Annotated in this window: 21 protein-coding genes; 8 read left to right on the plus strand and 13 right to left on the minus strand. The window is 72.5% G+C overall.

Translation table 11 applies throughout. From position 1 onward, the window contains the following. Positions 1-95: 95 nt before the first annotated feature. Entirely contained in the window at positions 96-989 is an 894-nt protein-coding gene (locus WFI16_RS07690; RefSeq protein ID WP_419897230.1) for a hypothetical protein, read from the minus strand. A gap of 131 nt (positions 990-1120) precedes the next feature. Between WFI16_RS07690 and WFI16_RS07695 the strand changes: the two genes are divergently transcribed. Together WFI16_RS07695 and WFI16_RS07700 are read left to right on the plus strand one after the other, a co-directional pair. Continuing rightward, complete coding sequence (locus WFI16_RS07695) at positions 1121-3163, plus strand: NAD(+) synthase (RefSeq protein WP_419897231.1); 2043 nt, start codon at positions 1121-1123, stop codon at positions 3161-3163. Positions 3164-3206: 43 nt separating this feature from the next. Beyond that, the gene (locus WFI16_RS07700; protein WP_419897232.1) at positions 3207-3821 is read left to right on the plus strand and encodes a cysteine hydrolase family protein; all 615 of its coding nucleotides are present in this window, start codon (positions 3207-3209) and stop codon (positions 3819-3821) included. A gap of 45 nt (positions 3822-3866) precedes the next feature. On the opposite strand, the gene WFI16_RS07705 is transcribed toward WFI16_RS07700, so the two are convergent. The 8 genes from WFI16_RS07705 to WFI16_RS07740 form a co-directional block, all read right to left on the minus strand. Then, a complete protein-coding gene (locus WFI16_RS07705; protein ID WP_419897233.1) occupies positions 3867-5603 on the minus strand; it encodes an EAL domain-containing protein in 1737 nt (578 codons plus the stop codon). Then, entirely contained in the window at positions 5600-7753 is a 2154-nt protein-coding gene (locus WFI16_RS07710) for an ATP-binding protein (protein WP_419897234.1), read from the minus strand. Before WFI16_RS07710 ends, WFI16_RS07705 begins: the two co-directional genes overlap by 4 nt. 57 nt (positions 7754-7810) lie before the next feature. Continuing rightward, complete coding sequence (locus WFI16_RS07715) at positions 7811-8887, minus strand: ABC transporter ATP-binding protein (protein ID WP_419897235.1); 1077 nt, start codon at positions 8885-8887, stop codon at positions 7811-7813. Next, positions 8884-11097, minus strand: coding sequence for an ABC transporter permease (locus WFI16_RS07720; RefSeq protein WP_419897236.1), 2214 nt, complete (start codon positions 11095-11097; stop codon positions 8884-8886). Before WFI16_RS07720 ends, WFI16_RS07715 begins: the two co-directional genes overlap by 4 nt. 12 nt (positions 11098-11109) lie before the next feature. Next, the gene (locus tag WFI16_RS07725; protein WP_419897237.1) at positions 11110-12153 is read right to left on the minus strand and encodes an ABC transporter substrate-binding protein; all 1044 of its coding nucleotides are present in this window, start codon (positions 12151-12153) and stop codon (positions 11110-11112) included. 90 nt (positions 12154-12243) lie between these two features. Beyond that, positions 12244-13173, minus strand: a complete 930-nt coding sequence (locus WFI16_RS07730; RefSeq protein WP_419897238.1) for a LysR substrate-binding domain-containing protein — start codon at positions 13171-13173, stop codon at positions 12244-12246. 76 nt (positions 13174-13249) lie between these two features. Next, complete coding sequence (locus WFI16_RS07735; protein WP_419897239.1) at positions 13250-13987, minus strand: TSUP family transporter; 738 nt, start codon at positions 13985-13987, stop codon at positions 13250-13252. Continuing rightward, a complete protein-coding gene (locus tag WFI16_RS07740; RefSeq protein WP_419897240.1) occupies positions 13984-15243 on the minus strand; it encodes a M20/M25/M40 family metallo-hydrolase in 1260 nt (419 codons plus the stop codon). The genes WFI16_RS07735 and WFI16_RS07740 overlap by 4 nt, the downstream gene beginning before the upstream one ends. A 170-nt stretch (positions 15244-15413) precedes the next feature. Between WFI16_RS07740 and WFI16_RS07745 the strand changes: the two genes are divergently transcribed. From WFI16_RS07745 to hemH, 3 genes are all read left to right on the plus strand, one after another. Continuing rightward, complete coding sequence (locus WFI16_RS07745) at positions 15414-16913, plus strand: catalase (protein WP_419897241.1); 1500 nt, start codon at positions 15414-15416, stop codon at positions 16911-16913. A gap of 126 nt (positions 16914-17039) precedes the next feature. Continuing rightward, entirely contained in the window at positions 17040-18089 is a 1050-nt protein-coding gene (gene hemC / locus WFI16_RS07750; RefSeq protein ID WP_419897242.1) for a hydroxymethylbilane synthase, read from the plus strand. Then, on the plus strand, positions 18086-19117 hold the full coding sequence (gene hemH, locus WFI16_RS07755; RefSeq protein ID WP_419897243.1) for a ferrochelatase: 1032 nt from the start codon (positions 18086-18088) through the stop codon (positions 19115-19117). Before hemC ends, hemH begins: the two co-directional genes overlap by 4 nt. A gap of 54 nt (positions 19118-19171) precedes the next feature. Here hemH and WFI16_RS07760 read toward each other — a convergent pair whose 3' ends face one another. Then, positions 19172-20377 (minus strand): MFS transporter, encoded by a 1206-nt coding sequence (locus WFI16_RS07760; protein WP_419897244.1) that lies wholly within the window; start codon positions 20375-20377, stop codon positions 19172-19174. Between the two features lie 98 nt (positions 20378-20475). Between WFI16_RS07760 and WFI16_RS07765 the strand changes: the two genes are divergently transcribed. Beyond that, a complete protein-coding gene (locus WFI16_RS07765; RefSeq protein WP_419897245.1) occupies positions 20476-21402 on the plus strand; it encodes a LysR family transcriptional regulator in 927 nt (308 codons plus the stop codon). A 55-nt stretch (positions 21403-21457) separates the two neighbouring features. Continuing rightward, complete coding sequence (gene pcaB / locus WFI16_RS07770; protein ID WP_419897246.1) at positions 21458-22810, plus strand: 3-carboxy-cis,cis-muconate cycloisomerase; 1353 nt, start codon at positions 21458-21460, stop codon at positions 22808-22810. 99 nt (positions 22811-22909) lie between these two features. Here pcaB and WFI16_RS07775 read toward each other — a convergent pair whose 3' ends face one another. Beyond that, positions 22910-23554 (minus strand): general stress protein, encoded by a 645-nt coding sequence (locus WFI16_RS07775; protein WP_419897247.1) that lies wholly within the window; start codon positions 23552-23554, stop codon positions 22910-22912. Positions 23555-23579: 25 nt separating this feature from the next. After that, complete coding sequence (locus WFI16_RS07780) at positions 23580-23972, minus strand: hypothetical protein (RefSeq protein ID WP_419897248.1); 393 nt, start codon at positions 23970-23972, stop codon at positions 23580-23582. Positions 23973-24224: 252 nt separating this feature from the next. On the opposite strand from WFI16_RS07780, the gene WFI16_RS07785 reads away from it, so the two are divergent. Continuing rightward, positions 24225-24602, plus strand: a complete 378-nt coding sequence (locus WFI16_RS07785) for a hypothetical protein (RefSeq protein WP_419897249.1) — start codon at positions 24225-24227, stop codon at positions 24600-24602. A gap of 63 nt (positions 24603-24665) precedes the next feature. Here WFI16_RS07785 and glk read toward each other — a convergent pair whose 3' ends face one another. After that, on the minus strand, positions 24666-25610 hold the full coding sequence (gene glk / locus WFI16_RS07790) for a glucokinase (RefSeq protein ID WP_419897250.1): 945 nt from the start codon (positions 25608-25610) through the stop codon (positions 24666-24668). Positions 25611-25661: the final 51 nt, after the last annotated feature.

The raw sequence follows: 25661 nt of genomic DNA on the forward strand, positions 1-25661 counted from the left end.
GAGGGGCGGGCATCATTGGGGGAAACGATTTTTCCCGATCAAAGAGATTGAGAAAATCGATCGTCCTGCCGGAGAGCCGCCACCCCCGGCAGGGGTCAGATCCCGATCGCGCTCTCGATCTGCCCGGCCGCGTTGTAGGCGATGGTATAGACCTGCCAGGGGTGCTGGCCCTCCAGGTCGTAATCGGTCGCCACCAGGCGGCCATCCGCCGAGCGCTGGATGACGTAGTCGAGCCGGCCGGCCGCGTCGTAATCCTCGGCCAGCAGGCCGCCCTGCCCGTCCGTGGTGATGACATAGTCCAGCAGGCCGGTCGCCGGGTCATGGTCGCGCGCCACCTGGCGGCCATCGGCGAAGGTCTCGATGGCATAGGCCAGCCGCCCCTGCGCGTCATGGTCCTCGGCCAGGCGCCAGCCGCTGGCGTCGCGGGTGATCACATAGTCCAGCAGGCCGGTCGCGGGATCGTAATCCTCGGCCTTCACCCGGCCACCGGCCGCTTCGGTGACGACATAGTCGCGGTTGCCGCTGGCCAGGTCGAAGACGGTGCTCTCGCGCGGGCCATCATACCTGGCGATGGACTGGTAGGTCAGCGCGCCGGTCCCGGCATCATAGACCATCACCTTGTTGCGGATGTCGGTATAGAGGCCGCGGCCGATCTCCTGCTCCCAGTTCTCCTCGACGAAGAGCACCTGGCCGGCGCTGTCCCGCTTCGTCCATGTCTCCAGATACCGGATCGGGTAGTTCGCCAGCGCACTGAAGTAGCCGTACCGCGTGGTGACGCTGCCGCCATCGTCCAGCAGCGCGACGATGCTGGAGGTCACGGCCTGGCCAGCGCCCCAATAGTCGGTGTTGATCGTGTAGGACTGCCAGGAATGCGTGTCGTCCACATCATAGGCGGTGCGGCTGTAGACATTCTCGCCATCGGTCACGTAGCTGAGGCGCAGCGCGCCGGTGACGGGGTCGTAGCGGTTCACGGTGGTTGTCGCAGGCATGGCCAGGCACTCCAGGGATCAGGCACGGCCCGGGGATGCCCGGGCCGATCCTCTCCACCCCGGATCGAACGGACCGTCAAGGCCGCCCCGCCCGCTGGACGAAGCGCCGCCGCGACACCATGCTAGGTGGCATGAGCTTCTCGTCGATCTACCGCCACGGCTTCGCCCGGGTCGCGGCCTGCACCACCCGGATCTCGCCGGCCAACCCGGCGGCCAATGCCGCGGCCATCCTCGAGGCGGCGCGCGAGGCCCATGCCGCCGGCGCCGCCACCGCGGTCTTCCCGGAGCTCGGCCTGTCCGGCTATGCGATCGACGACCTGCTGCTGCAGGACACGCTGCTCGACGCGGTCGAGACCGCGCTGGCGGCGCTGGCGCGCGACAGCGCGGCGCTGCGGCCGCTGCTGCTGGTCGGCGCGCCGCTGCGCCATGCGGGCCGCGTCTACAACTGCGCCGTCGCGCTGCAGGCCGGGCGCATCCTCGGCGTGGTGCCGAAGCAGCATCTGCCGAACTATCGCGAATTCTACGAGCGGCGGCATTTCGCCTCCGGCGCCGGCACCGAGGGGCAGGCGATCCGCCTCGCCGGCCAGGAGGCGCCCTTCGGCCCCGACCTGCTCTTCGCGGCCAGCGACCTGCCCGGCTTCGTGCTGCATGCCGAGATCTGCGAGGATCTCTGGGTACCGGTGCCGCCGAGCGCCATCGGCGCGTTGGCCGGCGCCACGGTGCTGGCCAATCTCTCGGCCAGCAACATCACCGTGGGCAAGGCGGAGACGCGGCGGCTGCTCTGCCAGTCGCAATCGGCGCGCTGCCTGGCGGCCTATCTCTATGCCGCCGCCGGGCCGGGCGAGAGCACCACCGATCTCGCCTGGGACGGCCAGGTCTCGATCTTCGAGAATGGCGCGGTGCTGGCCGAGAGCGAGCGCTTCCCCTCCGGCGCGCAGCTGGTGCTGGCCGATATCGACCTCGACCTGCTGCGCCAGGAGCGCGCCCGCCAGGGCACCTTCGACGACAACCGCCGCGGCTTCGCCCCTCCCTTCCGCCAGGTTTCCTTCACCCTGGCCCCTCCCGCCGAGGAGATCGGCTTCCGCCGCCCGATCGAGCGCTTCCCCTTCGTCCCCGCCGATCCGGCGCGGCTGCACCAGGACTGCTACGAGGCCTACAACATCCAGGTCGCCGGGCTGGTGCAGCGCGTCCAGGCGACGGGCAATGGCAGGATCATCATCGGCGTCTCCGGCGGGCTGGATTCCACCCAGGCGCTGATCGTGGCGGCGCATGCCATGGACCTGATGCAGCGGCCGCGCAGCGACATCCTGGCCTTCACCATGCCCGGCTTCGGCACCAGCGACGGGACGAAGACCAATGCCCATGCGCTGATGGCGGCGCTCGGCGTCACCGCACGGGAGCTCGACATCCGCCCGGCGGCGCGGCAGATGCTGGCCGATCTCGAGCATCCCTTCGCCGATGGCGAGCCGGTCTATGACGTGACCTTCGAGAACGTCCAGGCCGGGCTGCGCACCGACTACCTGTTCCGCGCCGCCAACCGGCATGGCGGCATGGTGCTGGGCACCGGCGACCTGTCCGAGCTGGCGCTGGGCTGGTGCACCTATGGCGTCGGTGACCAGATGTCGCATTACAACGTCAATGGCGGCGTGCCGAAGACGCTGATCCAGCACCTGATCCGCTGGGTGATCGGCTCCGGCCAGTTCAGCGACGAGGTCGGCCGCATCCTCGACGCCATCCTCAACACCGAGATCTCGCCGGAGCTGATCCCGGCCGGGGCCGAGGGCGGCGCAGGGCTGCAGAGCACCGAGGCCAAGATCGGCCCCTATGCCCTGCAGGATTTCTCGCTGTTCTATACGTTGCGCTACGGGTTCCGCCCGTCGAAGATTGCCTTCCTGGCCTTGCAGGCCTGGGGCGATGCGGCGCAGGGCCATTGGCCGACCGGTTTCCCGGAAGCGCGGCGGAACCAATACGACCTGCCGACCATCCGCCATTGGCTCGAGGTCTTCCTGTCCCGCTTCTTCGGCTTCGCCCAGTTCAAGCGCTCGGCCATGCCGAACGGGCCGAAGGTCTCGGCCGGCGGCTCGCTCTCGCCGCGCGGCGACTGGCGCGCGCCGTCGGACGGCAATGCCGTGGCCTGGCTCGAGGAATTGCGGCGCAACGTGCCGGAGAAGTAACCGGGCTCTCCCGGCGTCGTTAACGACGTCGGAGGAAGTTGCCATGCGTGACAAAGAAGCTTTGCGACACGGTCCGCTGGGCGCCGGCTGCGCCCATCTCTGCGTCGACATGCAGAAGCTGTTCGACACCGGCTCGCCCTGGGAGACGCCCTGGCTGCGGCGGGTGCTGCCGGTGGTGGAACGGCTGGCGGCGGCGCATCCGGAGGCCGGCATCTTCACCCGCTTCGTGCCGGTCGAACGGTCCGGCCAAGGCGAGGGCACCTGGCGCCGCTACTATGAGCGCTGGAGCGAGATGACGCTGGAAGCCCTGCCGCCGGACGCGGTGGAGCTGGTGGCGCCGCTGCAGCGCTTCGTGCCGCCGGGCATCGTGGTGGACAAGAAGGTCTATTCGCCCTGGGAGGGCACCGGGCTCGACGCGCTGCTGCGCGAGCGCGGCGTCGACAGCCTGGTGATCAGCGGCGCCGAGACCGATGTCTGCGTCCTCGCCGCCGTGCTCGGGGCGGTGGATCGCGGCTATCGCGTGGTGGTGCCGGTGGATGCGATCTGCAGCTCCTCGGACGCCTCGCATGACGCGCTGCTGGAGCTCTATACCCGCCGCTTCGGCCAGCAGGTGGAGACCGCCACCACCGAGGAGATCCTCGCCGCCTGGCGTCCCTGACGAGTGGCGCGATGGCGGCCGCGGCGGGCGTCTCCGCCGCAGGCCTCAGAGCGGCGGCAGCGGCGCCCAGTCGGGACCGTCGCGCAGCAGGCGCTCGGCCGCGGCGCCAGGCAGGGCGGGGGCGAAGAAGAAGCCCTGGACGCTGTCGCAGCGCAGCTGCCGCAGCCACCGGAGCTGCTCGGCGGTCTCCACCCCCTCGGCCACCACCTGCAGCCCCATGGCCTGCGCCAGCGCGATGATGCGGCCGACCAGGCCGCTCTCCAGCGCCCCTTCCGCCGCATCGCTCGCCAGCCCGCGCAGGAAGCTGCGATCCAGCTTCAGGCTGTCGGCGGCGATCTCCTGCAGCCGCGCCAGCGAGGAATAGCCGGTCCCGAAATCGTCGATCGCCAGCTTCAGCCCGGCCTCGCGCAGCTCCGCCAGCACGTCGCCGCTGCGCGGGTCATGCGCCTCGCTCTCGGTCACCTCCAGGCACAGGCTGCCCGGCGCCACCCCGGCCCGGTCGATCTCGGCCAGCACGAAGTCGGCGAAGCCCGGCCCGCTGACGGTGCCGACCGAGACATTCAGGTTCAGCACCAGCGAGGGCGGCGCCAGGTCGCGCCAGGCGGCACGCTGGCGGATGCCGGCGGCGATGCAGTGCCGGTCCAGCTCCTCCATCAGGTTCAGGTCGGCGGCGATGCCGAGGAACTCGCCCGGCCCCACCATGCCGCGTTCCGGATGCCGCCAGCGCAGCAGCGCCTCGAAGCCGCGCAGCCCGCCCTGCCGGCAATCGACCACCGGCTGGTAATGCAGCTCGAGCTGGCCGGCACCGATGGCCTCCATGATCTCCTCGGCCAGGGCCGCGCCATGCAGGAAGCGGCCATGCCGCGCGGTGCTGAAGATCTCCGGTTCGCGGCTGCCATGCGCGCCGGCCAGGGCGGCGCCGGCGGCCTGCAGCAGGCCGGCCTCGCCGATGGCGGCCGCATGCGCCGCGCCGATCCCGGCCTGCAGCATCGCCCCCGCGCGCTGGTAGTGCACCGGCGCTGCCAGCTGGCGCGCCCATTCCGCCACCAGGGCCGGCAGCGCCGCCGCCTCCACCCCGGCCCGCAGCCAGCCGAGCCGGTAGGGGCCGAGGCGGACCACCGTGTCCTGCGGCCCGGCCCGGTCGCGCAGCCATTGCGCCACCTTGGCCAGGATCGCCTCGGCCGCCGGCTGCCCGAGCTGGCGGGCCAGCTGGTCCATGCGGAACAGCTCGGTCTTGATCAGCGCCACGGGCAGCCCGGGCGGCAGCGCCGCCAGCCGGGCCGCCAGGACCGCGGCGCCACCCGGCGCGGCGCCTCCCTCCGGCCGGGCGGCGGCGCGGGCCGAGGCCACCTCGCGCGCGGCGGCCCGCCGCGTCTCGGCCCGCCGCAGCGCCCGCGCCACCGTCTCCTGCAGCTCGACCACATCGAAGGGCTTCTGCAGGAAGTCAAAGGCGCCGCTGCGCACGGCGGCGGAGGCGGCCTCGATGCTGGCATGGCCGGTGATCAGCACGACCTCGACCCGCTGCGCCTCGGGCTGCTCGGCGAGCAGCCGGGCGCTAAAGCGCAGCCCATCCTCGCCCGGCATGCGGATGTCCGAGACGACGGCGCCGATCGCCGGACCGTCGCGCAGCAGCGCCTCGCCCTCGGCCGCCGAGCCGGCGGTGTGCACCACCAGGCCCCGCCGCCGCAGCGTGCGGGCGATCTGCTGCTGGATCAGCGGCTCGTCATCGACCACCAGCACCTGCAGGGGCGCGGCCTCGGCCAGCGGGTCTTGCGCGGTCATGCGGGGGTGCTCCCGGGCGCGCGGCGGAAGCGCAGCAGGAAGCTGGCCCCCTCCGCGGCATTGCCGGCGGAGATCGTGCCGCCGAAGGATGTCATGATGCCGTGGCAGATCGAGAGGCCGAGGCCGGTCCCCTTGTCAGGGCCCTTGGTGGTGAAGAAGGGCTCGAAGATGCGGTCGAGCAGCTCGGGCGCGATCCCGCCGCCGCTGTCGGTGACGCTGACCAGCACCGCCTCCGGCGTCGCCTCGGCCGCCAGCCGGATGTGGCGCGGCCGCGCCGCCGGCTGCGCGGCCAGCACGTCGCGGGCGTTCAGCAGCAGGTTCACCAGCACCTGCTCGGCCGCCACCATGCGGCCCAGGAAGCGCGGCAATTCCTGCGGCACCGCCAGCGTCAGCGTGATCCCCGCCTCGCGCAGCACCGCCTCGGTCAGCAGCAGCGCGCCCTCCAGCACCTCGGCCAGCGCCACCGGCACCAGCTCCTCGCTGCTGTCGGGCCGGGCAAAATGCCGCAGATGCTCGACGATCTCCTTGCAGCGCCGGGTCTGGCGGCCGATCAGCGACAGCGTCTCGACCGCCGCCGGCACCGCCTCGGCGCCGCCTTCCTGCAGCTCCTCGCGCGAATTGCCGGCCGCCAGCGCGATCACCAGCAGCGGCTGGTTCAACTCATGCGCGATGCCGGCCGCCATCTCGCCGAGCGTGGCCAGCTTCGCGGCGGCGATGGCCTGCGCCTCCAGCATGCGTTCCTGCGTCGCATCGGTGAAATAGCCGCAGATCTGCACCGCATCCTCCAGCCGGCGCACCACATTGGCCTCCTCGCGCAGCCAGACCCACTGCCCATCGGCCCGGCGGAAGCGGTATTCCACCCGACTGTGGCCGTCGCGCAGCACCTCGCCGAGGAAGCGCCGCCGCGCCAACCGCCCCGCCGCATCCAGCTGCGCGGTGAAGCCGCCGGGCGCGGTCAGCGCCGCCTCGTCCCAGCCGGCGATGTCGCGCAGGTTGCGGGTGAAGACCGGCTCGCGCATCACGGTCGCCTGCGGGCCGACGGTGGCCAGGTAGATCACCGCCGGCGCATTGGCCATCAGCTGGTCGAGCCGGCTCCAGGCGGCGCGCGTCGCCTCCGCCTCGGCCCGGGTCGCGCGCAGCAGGGCGGTCATGCGCCGGCTGCCATGGATCTGCAGCGTCAGCAGGACGGCGACCAGCCCGAACAGCACGCCACTGGCCAGCGAGCCCTGCGCCCAGCGGCGCATGTTCTGGAAATTCTGCCCGCCCACCTGCCAGGGCTGGCGCACCACGACGATGATCGGCGCCTCCGCGAGGCGCTGGAAGGCGATGATGCTGTCGCGGTGGTCATCGGCGCTGACAGCACGGAAATAGCCGGAATCCGCGCGCCTTGCCCGTTCCAGCAGGGCCCCGTATCGCGGGCTCTGGTTCTGCAGGTATTCGCCGAGGCCTTCGCTGCGGGCCATTATCGCGCCGTCGAGGCTGCGGATGACGCTGACGATCTCCTGCGACCGCTGGTGGATCTCGGCCAGGGTGCGCGAGAGCAGCAGCGGATCGAGCGAGGCGACGAAGACCCCGGCGAAGCGGCCCTCCTCGATCAGCGGCAGGGTGATCTGCACGCTCCAGCGGCCGCTCGTCCGGCCGACCAGCGGCGTGCTGACGAAGGGCGCGCGCTGGCCCTGCCGGTGCAGCTGGAAATGTTCGCGGTCGCTGAGATCAACCGGCTTCCAGTCCGGCACCGTGCTCCAGGCCAGCATCCCGTCGCGGTCGATCTCGGCGATCTGGATGATGCCGAAGCGCTCTTCCTCGGCGGCGCTGATGATCCGCGCGCCCAGCGCCGCCGCGCCGGCCTCGTTGTCCTGCAGCGCCAGCTCGCGGCGGGTCTGCACCAGCGCGTGCAGCCCGACCACCGCCTCGAGCGTGCGGAGCAGGTTCTGCTGCTGCGCCTTGGCGCTGCTCAGCAGGTCCTCGCCGATCTGCGCCACGACCACGCCTTCGGCATAGCGAAGGTAGCGCTGGGTCAGCTCGATGGCGAGCAGGCTGATGATGGCCCAGGCCAGCAGCGCCAGCGCCAGCGGCCGCCCGGCGAGGGGCCGGACGGGCGACGCTGCGCCCGCCTGATCACCCTGCCTTGCCGGATTCCGTGTCGCCATCGAACCCAGCTTGTGCCTTCTGCCGCCGACAAGTCCAGCGCGGCGCGGCCCGCCGCCTCAGGCGCCCGCCGCCGGCCCCGCCAGCACCGCGATGCCGCGGTCGGCCAGCCCGAGCCCGACCGCCGCGCCCACCGCCAGCCGGGCCTCGCCGACCGGACCGGTCGCAAAGACGGCGCCGAGCGGCGTCTCGATGGAATATTCCATGATGCCGCCGAGATAGGCCGCCTTGGCCACGCGCCCCTGCATCGCCGCCCCCGGCATGCCCGCCGGCAGCAGCCGGACCGCCTCCGGCCGCAGCGCGACCTCGACCGGGCCGTCGACGCAGCCATGATGCGGCAGCACCAGCCGGGCCTCGCCCAGCGTCACCTCGGCGCGTTCCGCATCCAGCCGGGCGAGCTGCGCCGGCAGCCGGTTGGCATCGCCGATGAAGCCGGCGACGAAGGCGGTGCGCGGCGCCTCGTAGAGCTCCGCCGGCGTCCCCTCCTGCGCGATCACCGCGTTGTTCATGACGATGATGCGGTCGCTGATCGCCAGCGCCTCGCTCTGGTCATGCGTGACATAGAGCACGGTGACGCCGAGGCGCTGCTGCAGCTCGCGGATCTCCTCACGCATGTGCCGCCGCAGCCGGGCGTCGAGATTGGACAGCGGCTCGTCGAACAGCAGCACCGAGGGCTCCAGCACCAGGGCACGGGCGACCGCGACGCGCTGCTGCTGCCCGCCCGACAGCTCGGAGGGCAGCCGCGCGTCGAAGCCGGCCAGGCCCACGCTGGCCAATGCAGCGCGCGCGGCCTCCGCCGCCGCTCGCTTCGGCTTCCCCGACACCGCCAAACCGTAAGAAACATTCTCCAGCACCGTCATATGCGGGAACAGCGCATAGGACTGGAACACCATCGAGACGTCGCGCTCGGAGGGCGGCAGGGTGGAGACGTCGCGGCCGCCGATCAGCACGCGGCCCTCGGTCGGGTATTCGAGCCCCGCCACCATGCGCAGGATGGTGGTCTTGCCGCAGCCGGAGGGGCCGAGCAGCGTGCAGAGCTCCCCGGCCGGGATGTGGAAGGAAACATCGCGCACGGCGGTGGAGGCGCCGAAGCGCTTGACCACGTGCTCGAAGCGGATATCGGCGGCGCGGGTCATGCGGCGGCTCCGGGCTCGGTCGAGAGGGGGATGGCGGCGCGGCGGCCGATGCGGCGGCGGCCGACCGCCAGCTGCGCCAGGCCGAGCACCGCCAGCATCAGCACGATCAGCACCACCGCCACCGCGATGGCCAGGCCGTAATCGCCGTTGATGACACGGTTGACGATGAAGACGGTGGCCAGCTCGGTCTCGGCGGTGACCAGGAAGATCACCGCGCTGATCGTCGTCATGGCGCGGACGAAGGCATAGGTCAGCCCGGCGATGATCGCCGGCCGCAGCAGCGGCATCAGCACCCGGCGGAAGGCGTCCATGCCATTGCCCCCCAGCGTCGAGGAGGCTTCATCGAGCGAACGGTCGATCTGCGCCATCGCCGCCATGCCGGAGCGCAGGCCCACGGGCAGGTTCCGGAAGATGAAGCAGACGACGATGATGGCGCCGGTCCCGGCGAGCTCCAGCGGCGGCAGGTTGAAGGCGCGCAGATAGGCGACGCCGATCACCGTGCCCGGCACCGCGAAGGACAGCAGGGTGGCGAATTCCAGCAGCCCGCGCCCGGCGAACTTGGCGCGGCTGAACAGCCAGGCGGCCAGGATGCCGAAGCCGGCGGTGATCGGCGCCGCGATGGCGGCCAGCTCCAGCGTGGTCAGCACGCTGTTCCAGGCGAGGCCGGTCAGCTGCAGCCCCTGGGTCCACTCAAAGTCGAAGGCCTTCACCAGGTGGCGCAGCGTCGGCGTGTTGTCGCGGCCCCAGATCTCGACGAAGGCGCCGCTGACCGCCAGCACATAGAGGCCGATGGTCAGCCCCGCCCAGGGCAGCGCCAGGCCGAGGCAGAGCTTGCGCACCCGCGGGGGAAGCGCCGGCGGCAGCCCGCCATCGCCCTTGCCGCCGATCGAGACGAAGGACTTCTTCCCGCCGGTCAGCCGCTGCTGGATGACGAAGACCAGGCAGGCGATCAGCAGCAGCACCAGCGACAGCGTCGCCGCCCGGCCCGGATCCGCCTGGGCGCCGACGACGGCGAAGAAGATCTCGGTGGCGAGGACGTTGAAGCTGCCGCCCAGCACCACGGCATTGCCGAAATCGGCGATGCTCTCGATGAAGCCGAGCAGGAAGGCATTGGCCAAGCCCGGCATCAGCAGCGGCAGCGTCACCGTCCGGAAGATCTTTTCGGGCGAGGCGCGCAGCATGGAGGCGGCCTCTTCCAAGGTGGGGGAAAGCCCCTCCACCACGCCGATCAGGACCAGGAAGGCGATGGGCGTGAAGGCGAACAACTGCGCCAGCAGGATGCCCGGCAACCCGTAGATCCAGCGCCCCAGCTCCAGCCCGAACCAGTCGGCCGCCAGCTGCGACACCACCCCCGAGCGGCCGAAGATCAGGATCAGCCCAAGGCCCAGGATGAAGGGGGGCGTGACGATCGGCAGCACCGTCAGCCAGCGCAGCGGCTTCGCCATGGCCACGCCGAGCCGGCCGCGCGTCACCAGCAGCGCGAAGGCCAGGCCCAGCACGGTGGTGCCGAAGCCGACCAGCGTCGCCACCAGCAGGGTGTTCCAGACCACGCCGCAGCGCGGCCCGCCGGCCAGGCAGCCCAGCCCCCAGAGCCGGTCATCCGCCAGCCGCGTCACCGCCGAGAGCGGGCTGAGCGCGCCGCCGGCATCGCGGAAGGCATCGCCCAGCAGGGCGGCGAGCGGCAGGAAGGTGAAGAGCAGCACGCCGAGGCCGATCGCGGTCGCGCAGCCGGCGGTGAAGGCGTCGCCGCGGAAGGCGCCGCGCCCGGCCAGCCCCGCCGAGGCGGTCAGCGCCAAGCCCATGGCCACCAGGCTGCCGCCCCAGCCGATGCCGTATTGCCGGTCATCGAGGACGCCGAAGATGCCCTCCAGCCCGGGCCAGGCCCAGCCCTGCACGCCGATCGCCAGGCCCTGGATCACCAGCAGCGCCAGGCCGATCCCGCCGGCCAGCAGGAAACCGGTGGCCTGGGCACGGCGCGGCAGCGGGGCGATCCCGGCCGCCAGCGCGACCGCCGGGGCCAGCACCGCCGGCCACAGCCACCAGCGGCCCTGGCTGGCCGCCTGCAGCACGGCGGGGGCGAAATCCGCCTCCCGCCACCAGCCGGGAATCTCCCGGAGCGCGGTCAGCACCCCGTCCTGGGCGAGGTACCATGGGAAGAACAGGGCGGCGATCAGGGCGATCGCGGCCCCGGCGAGGCCGGCGGCGCGCATGGCGGGGTTCGATCAGCGCGGCAGGCTGTTGACCTCGCGGTCCCAGCGTTCGATCAGGCGGCGGCGCTCGGCGCTGGTGCCATACTTGGCGAAGTCATAGTCGATCAGCCGGATCTGGCTCATCTGCGGCGCCTCGGCCGGGACCGGGGTGTTGCGGTTCGACGGCGTCTGGAACGACTTGGCCTCGGCGCCGATCTGCTGGGCGGCGGGGGTCAGCGCCCAGTCGTAGAAGCGGCGCGCGTTGCGCTCGTTGCGGCTGCCGCGGATGATCGACATCGAGCCGATCTCATAGCCGGTGCCCTCGCAGGGCAGCGCGAACTGCGCCGGGAAGCCGCCCAGCCGCTCGGTCACCACGTCATGCACGAAGGAGATCGAGACGCCGGTCTCGCCGCGCGCCACCGCCTTGACCGGGGCCGTGCCGCTGCGCGGATAGGCGTTGATGTTGCGGTGCAGCTGCTTCAGGTAGTCGAAGGCCGCCTCCTCGCCCATCACCTGCACCATGGTGGCGATCATCACATAGGCGGTGCCGCTGGACTGCGGATTGGCCATCTGGATCTCGTTGCGGAAGGGCGGCGTCAGCAGGTCGCGCCAGCAGGCCGGCGGCGTGATGTTGCGCCGCGCCAGCAGCTCGGTGTTGAAGCCGAAGCCCAGCGCACCGGCATAGATGCCGACCGTGCGATACTGCGAATCCCGCGCCTGCTTCTGCGCCCAGTCATACAGCTGGTCGAGCATCGGCGAGCGGTATTCGGCGGTCAGATTGTCCTCGGCCGCCTGCAGATGCGGGTCGCCGGTGCCGCCATACCAGATGTCGCCGCGCGGGTTCTGCGCCTCGGCGCGGATCTGCGCCAGCACCTCGCCGCTGCCCTTCTGGGACATGCTGACGCGGATGCCGGTTTCCTTGGAGAAGGCATTGGCGGCGGCCTGGCACCATTCGACCTGGGCCGAGCAGTAGAGGTTCAGGCTGCCCTGGGCGGCGGCCGGCGCCACGGCCAGGCCGAGGCCGAGCAGCGCGAAAGCGGTCGCGCCAAGGGCGCGGCGGAAGGTCGTTGAGCGCATGGTTTCCCCCTGGGGCCGGCACTGGCGCGGCTGCGGGGAGGAATGAAATAGAACTGTCACATTTGCAATGGCGGCCTGCCGCCGGCACCGCTAGGGCAGCGGCGCCGTTTCCTTCAGGAAGGCGGCCAGCTGGCGGAAGCTGTCGCCGCGCGGATCGGTGCCGCGCCAGACCAGGCCGATCTGCCGGCCGATGCCCTCCTCGTCCAGCGCCCGGGTGGCGACCAGCCCGTCCAGCTCGCCGCCGCCCGCCTGCCCCGCCAGCGCCGGCAGCAGGGAGAAACCCTCGCCGGCGGCGATCATGTGGCGCAGCATCTCCAGGCTGCTGGCGAAGCGTTCCTCGCGGTCGCCGCGCGGCAGCGCGCAGAGGGAGAGGGCCTGGTCGCGCAGGCAATGCCCCTCCTCCAGCAGCAGCAGCCGGTCGGCCTCCTCGGCGCCCTGCAGCGCCTGCAGGGTCAGCCGGCGCCGCGCCAGCAGTGGATGCCCCGACGGACAGGCCAGCAGGAAGGGCTCGAAGAACAGGAGCTCGGCGGCGAGGCTGCCGGCGGGCGGCGGCAGGGCGATCAGCGCGGCGTCCAGCTCGCCCTGCTCCAGCGCCGCCACCAGCCCGGCGGTGCGGCCTTCCTGCAGCCGCAGCACCAGCGCCGGGAAGCGGGCGCGCACGTCGCGCAGCACCCGCGGCAGGTAGTAGGGACCGAGCGTCGCAATCACCCCGAGCCGCAGCGGGCCGCAAAGCGGCGCCGCCTGCTGCTGCGCCAGGTCGAGCAGGCCGCGCGCCTCGCGCATCACCGCGCGGGCCTGGGCCAGCAGCACCGCGCCCTGCGCGGTCACCGTGATGCGGCGCGCCTGCCGCTCGAACAGCGTGACGCCGAGCAGCCCCTCGAGCTTGCGGATCTGCTCGGACAGCGCCGGCTGGCTGACGCCGCAGCGCTCGGCGGCGCGGCCGAAATGCCGCAGCTCGGCCACCGCCACGGCATATTCGAGGTCGCGCAGCGACAGCCCGGCCAAAGTCTGCGGCGCCATCTTCCGGTCAGTCCGCCCCACGCAATGGAGCGGCAGAGTGCCATGCCGGGGGTGCGGCGACAATCTCGCGCCTGGCTCAGCCGCCCGAGAGCCCCTTGGCGATGGTCGCCAGCGAGCCGGCGATGGCCAGCGCCAGCGCCGCCTGGCGGCCGCGCTCGGCCGGCACATGCGGCGCTAGGCGCTGGCCCAGCAGCAGCCCGGCGCCGAGCGCGCCGAGCAGCAGCGCGGCCTCGGCCAGGCCGATCGGCGGCAGGCCCTTGGCCAGCACCGAGCTGCCATTGACGATGGCGAAGTAGAGCTGGATGGAGCCGACGAAGGCGCGGTGCCCCCAGCCGCTGCCCAGGGCATAGATGGTCACCGCCGGCCCGCCGATGCCGGCGGTCACCGTCATGAAGCCGCTGACCGCCCCCGCCCCGACCGCGCCGCCCCAGCCATGGAAGATGCCGAGCTTGCGGGCATGCTGCACCGCCAGCAGCGCCGCCACCGACAGCGCGCCGATGCCCACCATCAGCGCCGGCGCCGGCACCACCGCCGCCGTCCAGAGGCCAAGCGGGAAGGCCAGCAGCGCCGGCACCGCGAGCAGCGCCACGCGCCGCGGCTGCACGTCGCGCCAGACCTGGGCCAGCAGCAGCAGGTTGGTGCAGAAGGCCAGGGCATTGGCCAGCAGCACGCCCAGATGCGGCCCGGTGGCGAGCACCAGCAGCGGCGCCGCCACCAGCGAGAAGCCGATGCCGGTCAGCCGCTGCGTCGCCGCGCCGACCAGCACCGCCGCCCCCATCAGGGCCAGGCCAGCGGCGCCGACCGCCTCCATCATGCCGCCGCCCCGAGATAGTCGGCGGCGCAGAGCGCCTGCAGCCGGATCACCGCGATGGCCTCCTCCAGCGCGACATGCTCCTGGTCGGTGCCCATGCTGAGGTTGGAGGGGCCGCAGATCACCGCCGGGATGCCGCGCCAGCGCCAGTAGCGCGCATCGGTGCCGCCCAGGCTGCAGACCGGCGCGGCGTCGAGGCCCAGCAGGTCGCGGGTGTGGCGCCGCAGGATCTGCGCCATCTCGCCATCCGGGTCGGTCATGCTGGCGGGGTAGGAATGGTCCTCGTTGACCACCATCGAGCAATGGCCGGCCGCCGCCATCGCCTCCAGCTCGGCGCGGACGGCGTCGCGGTCGGTGCCATAGGGCAGGCGGATGTCGAGATGCGCGCTGCAGGCGGTCGGGATCTGCGTCGCCTTCTGCCCGCCCTGGATGATGCCGATATTGACGGTGATGCGCCGCGCATTCTCGGCCGCGCCCTCGCCCAGCAGGCGGTCGGCGGTGGCCACCGTCGCGGGGGCCGTCAGCAGCGCGTCGATCGCCGGGTCCATGGCGCCGAGCTTCAGGTGGAAGCGCTCGTAGATGGCGTGGGTCAGCCAGACGATGCGCTCGATCGGGTTGGGCGCCTGGTGCGGATAGCCGCCATGCCCGCCGATCCCCGTCGAGGAGAGCGAGAAGCGCAGCGTCCCCTTCTCCATGAAGCGGATATTTCCCAGTCCGCTGGGCTCGCCATTGAGGCAGCAATCCGCTTCCACGACCTCGGGATGCCGCTCGAACAGGAAGCGGGTGCCGTGGCGGCCGCCCGACTGCTCGTCCGAGACCACGGTCAGCGACAGCGCGCCGGCCAGCGCGTCTCGATGCGCATGCAGGTAGCAATAGGCCATGATGCCGGCCAGCGTGCCGGTCTTCATGTCCGAGGCGCCGCGGCCATAGAGCAGCCCGTCGCGGATCTCGGCCTCCCACAGCGCCTCGTTCTGCACCGGGAAGACATCCATGTGGCCGTTCAGCACCAGGTGCCGCCCCGGCCGCGCGCCGTCCCAGCGGCCGACGATATTGGGCATCTCCTCTACCGCCGACAGGGTGCGGTGCGGCACGCCGAAGCGGTCCAGGATGCCGCGGACGAAGGCGGCGGCCTCGCGCGTGTCGCCGGGCGGGTTGACGCTGTGGATGCGCAGGAACTGCTGCAGGGTGGCGATGAGCTCGTCGCGGTCGGCGTCGATGCGCGCGTTGATGGCGTCGCGCAGCGCGGAAGTGGTGGCCAAGGCCCGTCCCCTCGGATGGCGTTTTGCCATGGGGTGGCACCGGCCGGCGGGGCTGGCAAGCCCGCGCACGGATCATTCGGCAAAACCTATCGCAGCCTGAGAAAAGATCGATTTATCCGATCGAAGGCCGGCTGCTAGTCAGGCTCCATCCGCTTCTGGAGCTGCTGCCCATGTCCGACACCCCCCGCCCCCCCGTGCTGACCACCACAGCCGGCGCCCCGGTCCCCGACAACCAGAACAGCCTGTCGGCGGGGCCGCGCGGGCCGCTGCTGATGCAGGACTACCGGCTGATCGAGAAGCTGGCGCACCAGAACCGCGAGCGCATCCCCGAGCGCGTGGTGCATGCCAAGGGCTCCGGCGCCTATGGCACGCTGACGGTGACGCAGGACATCACCCGCTTCACCCGGGCGGCGCTGTTCCGCCCCGGCGCGGTGACCGAGACGCTGCTGCGCTTCTCCACCGTTGCCGGCGAGCGGGGTGCGGCGGATGCCGAACGCGACGTGCGCGGCTTCGCGCTGAAATTCTACACCGAGGAAGGCAACTGGGACCTGGTCGGCAACAACACGCCGGTCTTCTTCATCCGCGACCCGATGAAGTTCCCCGACTTCATCCGCACCCAGAAGCGCCACCCGGCCACCAACCTGCGCTCGCCCACCGCCATGTGGGATTTCTGGTCGCTCTCGCCCGAGAGCCTGCACCAGGTGACCATCCTGTTCGGCGACCGCGGCCTGCCGCAGGGCTACCGCTTCATGAACGGCTACGGCAGCCACACCTATTCCTTCCTCAACGCGGCGAATGAGCGCTTCTGGGTCAAGTTCCACTTCAAGTCGCTGCAGGGGATCAGGACCTGGACCAATGACGAGGCCAATGCCGTCATCGCGACCGACCGCGAGAGCGCGCAGCGCGACCTCTACGATGCCATCGAGCAGGGCGACTTCCCGCGCTGGCGCGTCTGCGTCCAGGTGATGCCGGAGGGCGACGCCGAGCGGACCCCCTACAACCCCTTCGATCTCACGAAAGTCTGGCCGCATGCCGACTATCCGCTGATCGAGGTCGGCGTGCTGGCGCTGAACCGCAACCCGCGCCACTATTTCGCCGAGGTCGAGCAGGCCTCCTTCTCGCCTTCCAACATCGTCCCCGGCATCGGCTTCTCGCCCGACAAGGTGCTGCAGGGCCGGCTCTTCGCCTATGCCGACGCGCATCGCTACCGGGTGGGAACGCATTACGAGGCGCTGCCGGTCAACCGCCCGCGCTGCCCGGTGCACCACTACCATGCCGATGGCGCCATGCGCTTCGACGCGCCGGTGGGCGGCGACGCCTATTACGAGCCGAATTCCTTCGGCGGGCCGGTCGAGGCGCCCGCCGCGCAGGAGCCGCCGCTGCGCCTCGCGGGGGATGCCGACCATCACGACCACCGCGCCGGCAATGACGATTACACCCAGCCCGGCAACCTGTTCCGGCTGATGGACGCGGCGCAGCAGCAGCGGCTGTTCCGCAACATCGCCGCCGCCATGCAGGGCGTGCCGCGCGCCATCATCGACCGCCAGCTGGCGCATTTCTCCCGCGCTGACCCCGCCTATGGCGCCGGTGTCGCCGCGGCGATCGAGCGGCTGCACGGCGTCCCCGGCTCGGCCCCCACCAGCAACGAGACCGGGCAGGCGGCCGAATAGCGCCCCTCCGCCCGAATGTCGCGGCCGCCGCCCGGCCGCGACGCTGCCCGCCGCGGTGCCCGGCCTGCCCCCTCCCCCGCGAAGGGGCACCGCGGCGGGACCTTCCTGCCTGATGGAGCCTGCCCGATGTCCGCCGCCCTGCAGCCCCGCCCGCCGACCGCCACCCTGCTCGACGCTGCCCTGGCCCGCGCCAGCCTGGCGCATGCCGGCGGCGGGCAGGCGCCGCTGCGGCGCGCCGGCACCCGCGCCTCGCCGCTGGCCCTGGTGCAGACCCGGCTGGTGCTGCAGGCGCTGGGCCAGGCCGCCGGGCTGGCGCCGCAGCAGGCCGGTCTGGCCGTGCCGCTCGCCACCAGCGGCGATGCCGAGCAGCGCCGGTCGCTGGCGGCGCTGGGCGGCAAGGGGCTCTTCGCCAAGGAGATCCATGAGGCGCTGCTCGACGGGCGTGTGGACTTTGCCGTCCACAGCCTGAAGGACCTGGAGACCGAGCTGCCGCCCGGCCTGGTGATCGCCGCCCACCTGCCGCGCGAGGATGTGCGCGATGCCCTGGTGCTCGCCCCCGGCACGCCACCGGAGGAGCATGCGCGGCCCTTCCCCACCCTGCCGGTCGGCGCCCGCATCGGCACCGCCTCGGCGCGGCGGATGGCGCAGCTGCGCCACGCCCGGCCGGACCTGCGCTTCGGCCTGCTGCGCGGCAATGTGCAGACCCGGCTGGCGCGCCTGGCCGCCGGCGATTTCGGCGCCACCCTGCTGGCCATGGCCGGGCTGAACCGCCTGGCGCTGAACAACCTGGCGCTGGCGGGCCGCGAGGCGGTGGCGCTGGCGCCCGAGGCGATGCTGCCCGCCGTCGGGCAGGGCATCATCGCGGTGACCGCCCGCGCCGGCGACACCGCCACCCTGGCGGCGCTGGCCCGGCTCGACGACCCGGAGGCCCGGCTGGCGGCAACCGCCGAGCGCGCCCTGCTGGCCGCGCTCGACGGCTCCTGCCGCACGCCGATCGGCGCGCTGGCGCGGCGGCTGCCGGATGGGCGGCTCTGCCTCACTGGACTGGTGGCCCGTGCCGATGGCAGTTTCCTGCTGCGCCGCAGCCTCTCCGGCGCCCCGGCCGATGCTGCCCGGCTGGGCCTGACCCTCGGCGAATTGCTGCGCGCCGACAGCCCCGCGGATCTTTTCGCATGAGTTTCATCAATCCACCGGCCGACGGCGCCCTGCCCGCCGCCTATGGCACCCGCACCGGGGTGCTGCTGGTCAATCTCGGCACGCCGGATTCCACCGGCTTCTGCGACGTCCGGCGCTACCTGAAGGAATTCCTCTCCGACCGCCGGGTGATCGAGCTCTGCCCCTTCCTGTGGCAGACGCTGCTGCAGGCGATCATCCTGAACACCCGCCCGCAGAAGAGCGGCGCCAACTACCGCCGTATCTGGAACGAGGCGCTGAATGAATCGCCGCTGCGCACCTATACCCGCGCCCAGGCGGAGAAGCTGCGCGCCGCGGTCGGCGAGGGCGGCCCGGTGATCGACTGGGCGATGCGCTACGGCAAGCCCTCGGTGAAGGAGCGGATGCTGGCGCTGCAGGAGGCCGGCTGCGACCGCATCCTGCTGCTGCCGCTCTATCCGCAATACAGCGCGCCGACCACCGCCACGGTGAACGATGCCGCCTTCCGGGCGCTGCTGAAGATGCGGCGGCAGCCGGTGCTGCGGATCGTGCCGCCCTTCCCCGACCATCCCCGCTACATCGCGGGCCTCGCCCAGTCGGTGCGCGACGCGCTGGCCGCGCTGCCCGAGCCGCCGCAGCGCATCGTGGTCTCCTTCCACGGGCTGCCGCTGCGCTATGTGCGCAAGGGCGACCCCTATGTCGCCGAGTGCGAGCGCACCATCGCCGCGCTGCGCGCCGCCCTCGGCTACGACGCCGAGACCATGCCGCTGACCTTCCAGTCCCGCTTCGGCCGCGAGCCCTGGCTGGAGCCCTATACGGACGAATTCGTCACCGCGCTGCCGGCCCAGGGCATCACCCGCATCGCGGTGATCACCCCGGGCTTCCTGGCCGATTGCATCGAGACCCTCGACGAGATCGGCAACGAGCTGCGCGAGGAGTTCGAGCATGCCGGCGGCCAGGAGATGACCGTCATCCCCTGCCTGAACGATTCCCCCGCCGCCATCGCGCTGCTGCAGGAGATCGTCGAGACCGAGCTCTCCGGCTGGCGCTGAGCCGGCCGGCGGACGGCGCGGGGGGCGGTGCCGCCCGCCGCGCCGGCGCCGCCCTCACCGCCAGCGCAGGGCGAGGGCCACCAGGGAGGCCGCGAGGGACAGCGCCATCACGCCGGCCCAGCCGGCCAGCCCCTGCACCAGGGCGCCGAGCCCGGCGCCGCCCGCCATGCCGATGAAGACGCCGGTGAAGAGCAGCGCGTTCAGCCGGCTGCGCGCCTCCGGCTGCAGCCCGTAGACGATGGTCTGGTGCGCCACCAGCGCCGCCTGCACGCCGAAGTCGAAGCCGACCGCGCCGGCCGCCAGCAGGCCGAGCGCCAGCGGCAGGGGCAGCGTACCGGCCAGCGCCGTGCCCAGCAGCAGCGCGAAGGCCGCCGCCGAGATCGCCGCCCCCAGCCGCGTCACCATGGCGGGGCCGCGACGGTCGGCCAGCCGGCCCGCGAGCGGCGCCGCCAGCGTCCCCGCCGCGCCCGCAAGGCCGAAGGCGCCCGCCGCCGCGCTGCCCAGCCCGTATTGCTGGTGCAGCATCAGCGCCAGCCCCGACCAGAAGGCGGAGAAGCCGAGCGCCAGCGCGCCCTGCGCCAGCGCCGCCCGCCGCAGCACCGGCTGCCCCCGCCACAGCCGCAGCAGCGACAGCAGCAGCCCGCCATAGGGCAGCCGCGTCGTCGGCGCGAAGCGCGGCAGCCAGGCGAGGGCGGCGGCCAGGATGCCCGCCTCGGCCAGGGCGGCCGCCAGGAAGACCGCGCGCCAGCCGAAATGCTCGGCGATGATCCCGCTGGCGACGCGCGACAGCAGGATGCCCAGCAGCAGCCCGGTCATCACCGTCCCCACCAGCCGCCCGCGCTGCGCCGGCGGCGCCAGGATGGCCGCCGCCGGCACGATGTCCTGCGCCACCGTCGCGGTCAGCCCGATCGCTAGGCTGCCGGCCAGCAGCATCGGCAGGCCCGGCGCCAGGCCGGTGCCCGCCAGCGCCAGCACCAGCAGCGCCGCCTTGGCGAGGATCAGCCGGCGCCGGTCGATCCGGTCGCCCAGCGGCGCCAGCAGCAGGATGCCCAGCGCATAGCCGAGCTGGGCCAGCATCGGCGCCAGCCCGACCGCGCCGGCGCCGGGGAAGGCGTCCTGCAGCAGGCCCAGGATCGGCTGGACATAATAGAGGGACGCCACGCTGAAGCCGGCGCCGCTGGCCAGCAGTAGCACCAGGCCGGGGCTCGGCCCGGCTTCGCTCAATGCATCATCCGTATGGGTGAGGTTCAGGGCAGACATCGGCGGAAAGCCTCCGGAACAAGGATGGCCTTCCAGATATCCGGTGATGCGCCGCCGCTGTAGTGGCCGCCCCCGCAGAAGCATGATACGTCCGGCGTATGACCGAGCCCCGCGACGGCACCGATCGCCTCGAACTGATGCGCAGCTTCCTGGCGGTGGCCGAGGCGGGCAGCCTCTCGGCGGCGGCGCGGCGGCTCGGCGTCAGCCAGCCGACCGTCAGCCGCCGGCTGCAGCAGCTCGAGCGGCTGCTCGGCCTGCGCCTGCTGCGCCGCTCCACCCATGGATTGTCGCTGACCGCCGAGGGCGAGCGCGCCCTCGCCCAGGCCCGCGACCTGCTCGACGGCTGGGAGGCGCTGGAGGCCTCGCTGCGCGGCGCCCGCGACGCGCCGCGCGGGCTGCTGCGCGTCCAGGTGCCGCATGCCTTCGGCCAGGACCAGCTGATCGCGCCGCTGGCCGACTATCTGCGCGCCTGGCCGGAGGCGCAGGTGGAATGGCGGCTGAACGACCGCGCGCCGGATTTCATCGGCGGCGCCGTCGACTGCGCCATCCGCGTCGGCTGGGTGGAGGACCCCTCGGTGGTCGCCGTGCTGCTGGCCGAGGTGCCGCGCATCGCCGTCGCCGCCCCGGCCCTCTGGGGCGCCGGCCCGCCGCCCGAGACCGCCGCCGCGCTGGCCCCGCTGCCCTGGCTGGCGCTGACCACCTACTACCGGGACGAGCTGCTGCTGACCCATGCGACCGAGGGCACGCACCGCCTGGCGCTGCGCCCGCGCCTGGCGACCGACAGCCTCTACGCGCTGCGCGCCGCGGCGCTGGCCGGGCTGGGCGCGGCGGTGCTCTCGGCCTGGGTGGTGGCCGAGGACCTGTCTGCCGGCCGCCTGGTCCGCCTGGCCCCCGGCTGGCAGGCCGCCCCCCTGCCCGTCTACCTGATCTACCCCGCCGGCCGGCTGCAGCCCGCGCGGCTGAGAGAATTCATCGCCCTGATCCGCGCCCGCCTGCCCGGCATCGCCGGGCTGACGCCGCGTTGACAGCGCCGGCGCGCGGCCGAAAGCTGCCTCCCGTCCAGGGAGAACACCGAAACAAATGGCCTCCACCGTCCTTGATTCCCTGCTGTTCCGCGACGCCTTCTCGACGCCCGCCATGCGCGCCGTCTTCGCCGACCGCGCCCTGATCGCCCGCTATATCGAGGTGGAGATCGCCCTGGCCCGCGCCGAGGCCCGGCTCGGCATCATCCCGGCGTCCGCGGCCGAGGAGATCGCCGCGCGCTGCAGCCTGGAGGATCTCGACTTCGACCGGCTGCGGGAGGAGACCGACAATGTCGGCTATCCGATCCTGCCGCTGGTGCACCAGCTGGTCGGGCAATGCGGCGAGGCGGGCCGCTGGCTGCACTGGGGCGCCACCACCCAGGACATCATGGACACCGCCGATGTTCTCCGCCTGCGCGACGGCCTCGCCCTGGTCGAGGCCGATGTCGCCACGCTGCGGCAGATCCTGGCGGCGCTGGCAGAACGGCATCGCGACACGCCGATGGCCGGGCGCACGCATCTGCAGCAGGCGCTGCCGGTCACCTTCGGCTACAAGGCGGCGATCTGGCTGGCCGGCCTCGACCGCCATGCCGAGCGGCTGCGCCAGCTCAAACCCCGCCTGCTGGTCGGGCAGTTCGCCGGTGCTGCCGGCACGCTGGCCTCGCTCGGCGAGCAGGGTCTCGCCGTGCAGGCCGAATTCTGCCGCGAGCTCGGCCTCGGCCAGCCCGTCACCACCTGGCATGTGGCGCGGGATGCCTTCGCGGAAACCGTCAACCTGCTGGCGCTGATCGCAGGATCGCTGGGCAAGATCGCGCTCGACATCATGCTGCTGGCCTCGACCGAATTCGCCGAACTCTACGAGCCTTTCGTCAAAGGCCGCGGCGCCTCCTCGACCATGCCGCAGAAGCGCAACCCGATCTCGGCCGAGCTGATGCTGGCGGCCGCCAAGGCGGTGCGGCAGCAGGCCGGACTGATGCTGGATGCCATGGTGCAGGATCTGGAACGCGCCACCGGCCCCTGGCATGCCGAGTGGATCGCCATCCCGGACGCCTTCCTGCACACTGCCGGCGCGCTGCACCAGGCGAAGTTCGCGCTGGGCGGGCTGATCGTCGATGCCGGCCGGATGCAGCAGAATCTGGGGCTCAGCCGCGGGCTGATCGTCGCCGAGGCGGTGATGATGGGCTTAGCCCGCTTCACTGGCCGCGATGCGGCGCACGACATCGTCTATGACGTCTGCCGCAGCGTGAACGAGCAGGGCGGCAGCCTGGCCGAGGCGCTGGGCCGCCACCCGGAGGTCACCCGCCATCTCGACCGCGCCGCCATCGACCGCCTGACCGATCCGGCCAATTACCTGGGCCTGGCGCCGGCGATGGTCGACCGGGCGCTGGCCGCCTCGCGCGCGCAGGGCTGAGCGGGCACCGCCTCACAGGAAAGGGCGCGATCCTTCCGGACCGCGCCCCCTTGCCGCCATGCGACGCTTCGCCAAGCTTCCATGGCAGTCCCGCGATGATCAGATCCGGCGGTCGGGCAGGCTGGCGCCGGTCCCCGGGCTGGCCATCCCGCGCGGGGTGCCGGTGACCGGGTCCACCGGCTCGACCTGGCCGTCCCAGCCGGCGGCGCGATACTCGGCCTCGCGCTCGCGCAGGTTCACCGGGCTGTGGCGGTCGAGAATGGTCTCCGCCTCCAGCCGGCGCGTCTCTTCGGTGCGCAGCGAAACCATGCTGCCGCCGCGCCGCATGCCCTCGGCATAGACCGGGGCTTCCGCCTCGCTGACGCCTGCGCCGGTCAGGCTGCCGATCAGGCCACCCGCCGCCGCGCCCGCACCGGCGCCGGTCAGTGCCGCCACCAGCGCGCCGGCCGCGACGATCGGGCCGATGCCGGGAATGGCCAGGGCGCCCAGGCCGGCCGCCAGGCCGGCGCCGCCGCCGACCACGGTGCCCAGCGTGGCGCCGATGCCGGCACCGGACTTACCGCCTTCCTTGGCCTCGTGCGTGGTGGTGCTGTCATGCACGGCATGGCCGTGATCCAGCGGTTCGGCGCCATGCGCCACGATGCCGACATCCTGCGGCGAGAAGCCGGCGGCCTCCAGCGCGCGGACCGCCTGCAGCGCATGGTCGCGGGTGTCGAAAAGACGGGTGATGGTGATCTGGCTCATGGGATGTCCTCCTCTGCTGCTCGGTTCAGCGCGCCGCGGCCGTGCCGGAGATGACCTGGCCCTTGAAGTCCAGGCCGACCTGTACCGGCTTGCCGTCGCGCATCGCCTGGCCGCGCCAGACGCCCTGATCGTCCTTCTTCAGCCCTTCGACCTGGGTGAAGCCGGCTTCCTCGATACGGCCGCGCGCCTGCGCCTCGGTGAAGCTGTTGGCGCCGGCGACGGGAACGCTGCCCACGGCCGGGGCATCGGTGCGCTCCGCCGGGCGCTCGCCGGGGGTGGCCGGCACCGGCGGAACGGCGGTGCGCTCGGGCGGGGCCGGGTTGGCGCCGGGCGCCGGGGCAGCAGCGCCTTGCGCCATGGCAGCGGGGGCTGCCAGCAAGGCGACAACAAGAGCCAGGGCCGGGGTGGTGCCGCGCATCTATATCTCTCCCTTCTTCTTGCCGCGCCCAGTTCAAGCGCGGCCTTCGGGGGGATAACGACAGAAACGGCGTCGCGTTTACAACAATCGCACAAGAAAAAATGCCAGGGCTTCGCTAGGGCGCGCAGCAAAGGGCCAAGCGGAAAGTTTCCGGGGAGCTGTCGCTTTCCGCGCGATGCCGGCGCCGGGCCCGTGCCCCGCCGGCCAGGGCCGCAGAGACAAAATTAACTGCTCCTGCGCTCAACTGCGGCAATGAGCGCAGCAAAACCTGCCCTGCCATCGCAGGCCGCCCCCCTCCCCCTTCCGGCGCTGCTGCGGCGGCCCGAGAAGCTGCTCTATGCCGGCCTCGGCCTGCTGCTGCTGGCCAGCACGGTCGAGCTCGGCTGGCAGATCAGCATCGCCACCGCCCTGGACCGCGCCGCGGCGGCGGCCGAGCCCGACACCCCGCTCGGCCTGCGCCGCGCCCTGCTGGACGAGGCGCCGCTGCTGCAGGGCGGGCGCCTCTCCATCACCCCTGCCCCCGGGGCCGCCTATGCCCTGACCTACCGCCAGCCGCTCTATGGGCCGCTCACCCGGGCGCTCTGGGGCACCGAGATCGCCCATCGCGCCCTGGTGCCGCCGCCGCCCTGAGCCGGGGTGGCCGCACGGCACCAGGCGCCGGCCGCGACCAGACGCCGGCCGGTCAGGCGCCGGTCAGTGGTGATAGGCGGCGGCGCCGAGCAGGCCGGTATGCGGCCGCAGCACCTGCCAGATCGGCAGCGCCTGCAGATAGCCGCTGAACCGCCCCTTGGCGGTGAAGCCGCGGCGGATCGCGGCGCCATCCAGCAGCGGCCCCAATGTCCGGCACAGCCCGCCGGCGACATAGACGCCGCCTTCGGTCAGCAGGCTGAGCGCCAGATTGCCCGCCACCGCGCCGAGCATCTCGCAGAACAGCGTCACCGCCTGGGCGCAGACCGGCTCGCCCTTCTGCGCCTGGTCCGAGACATCCCGCGACGTCTCCAGCCGCAGCACGGCGCCTTCCATCTCGGCCAGGATGCGGGCCACCTCCAGCAGCCCGGGCCCGCAGACCAGCCGCTCCTGCGAGACATGCCCGCCATGGAGCTGGCGCATCCGCTTCAGCAGCTCCGCCTGCAGCGCGTCCTGCGGCGCGAAGGAGGCATGCCCGCCCTCGCTCGGCAGGATCTGGTGCCGCCCGCTGGAATCCTCCTGCAGGAAGGCGACCCCGAGCCCGGTGCCCGGCCCGATCACCAGCCGCGGCCGTCGCGGCCGCGCCTCGCCGGGCTGCAGCACCACCGTGTCGCGCGGCGCCAGCAGCGGCACCGCCGCCGCCTGCGCCACGAAGTCGTTGATCACGGTCAGCTTGCGCAGCCCCAGCGCCTGCTCCGCTTCCCGGATCGAGAACCGCCACGGGCTGTTGGTGAAGGAGACAGCATCCCCCAGCACCGGCGTCGCCACCGCCAGCACCGCCTCCTCGACCGGCTGCCCGGCCAGATAGGCCCGTGCCGCCTCGACCAGGCCCGCATGCTCGGCGACCGGCAGCTTGCGTTCCGCCTCCGGCAGCCCGCCCGGCCGGCAGAGCGCGAAGCGGGCATTGGTGCCGCCAATATCGCCGATCAGGCGCAGCGGGGCGTCGGTCATCCAGGCATTCCCTCCAGAAACGCGAAAGGCCCGGCGCCATGGCACCGGACC

It is taken from the genome of Roseomonas sp. USHLN139, assembly GCF_037145735.1.
In the GTDB taxonomy this organism is placed as follows: domain Bacteria; phylum Pseudomonadota; class Alphaproteobacteria; order Acetobacterales; family Acetobacteraceae; genus Pseudoroseomonas.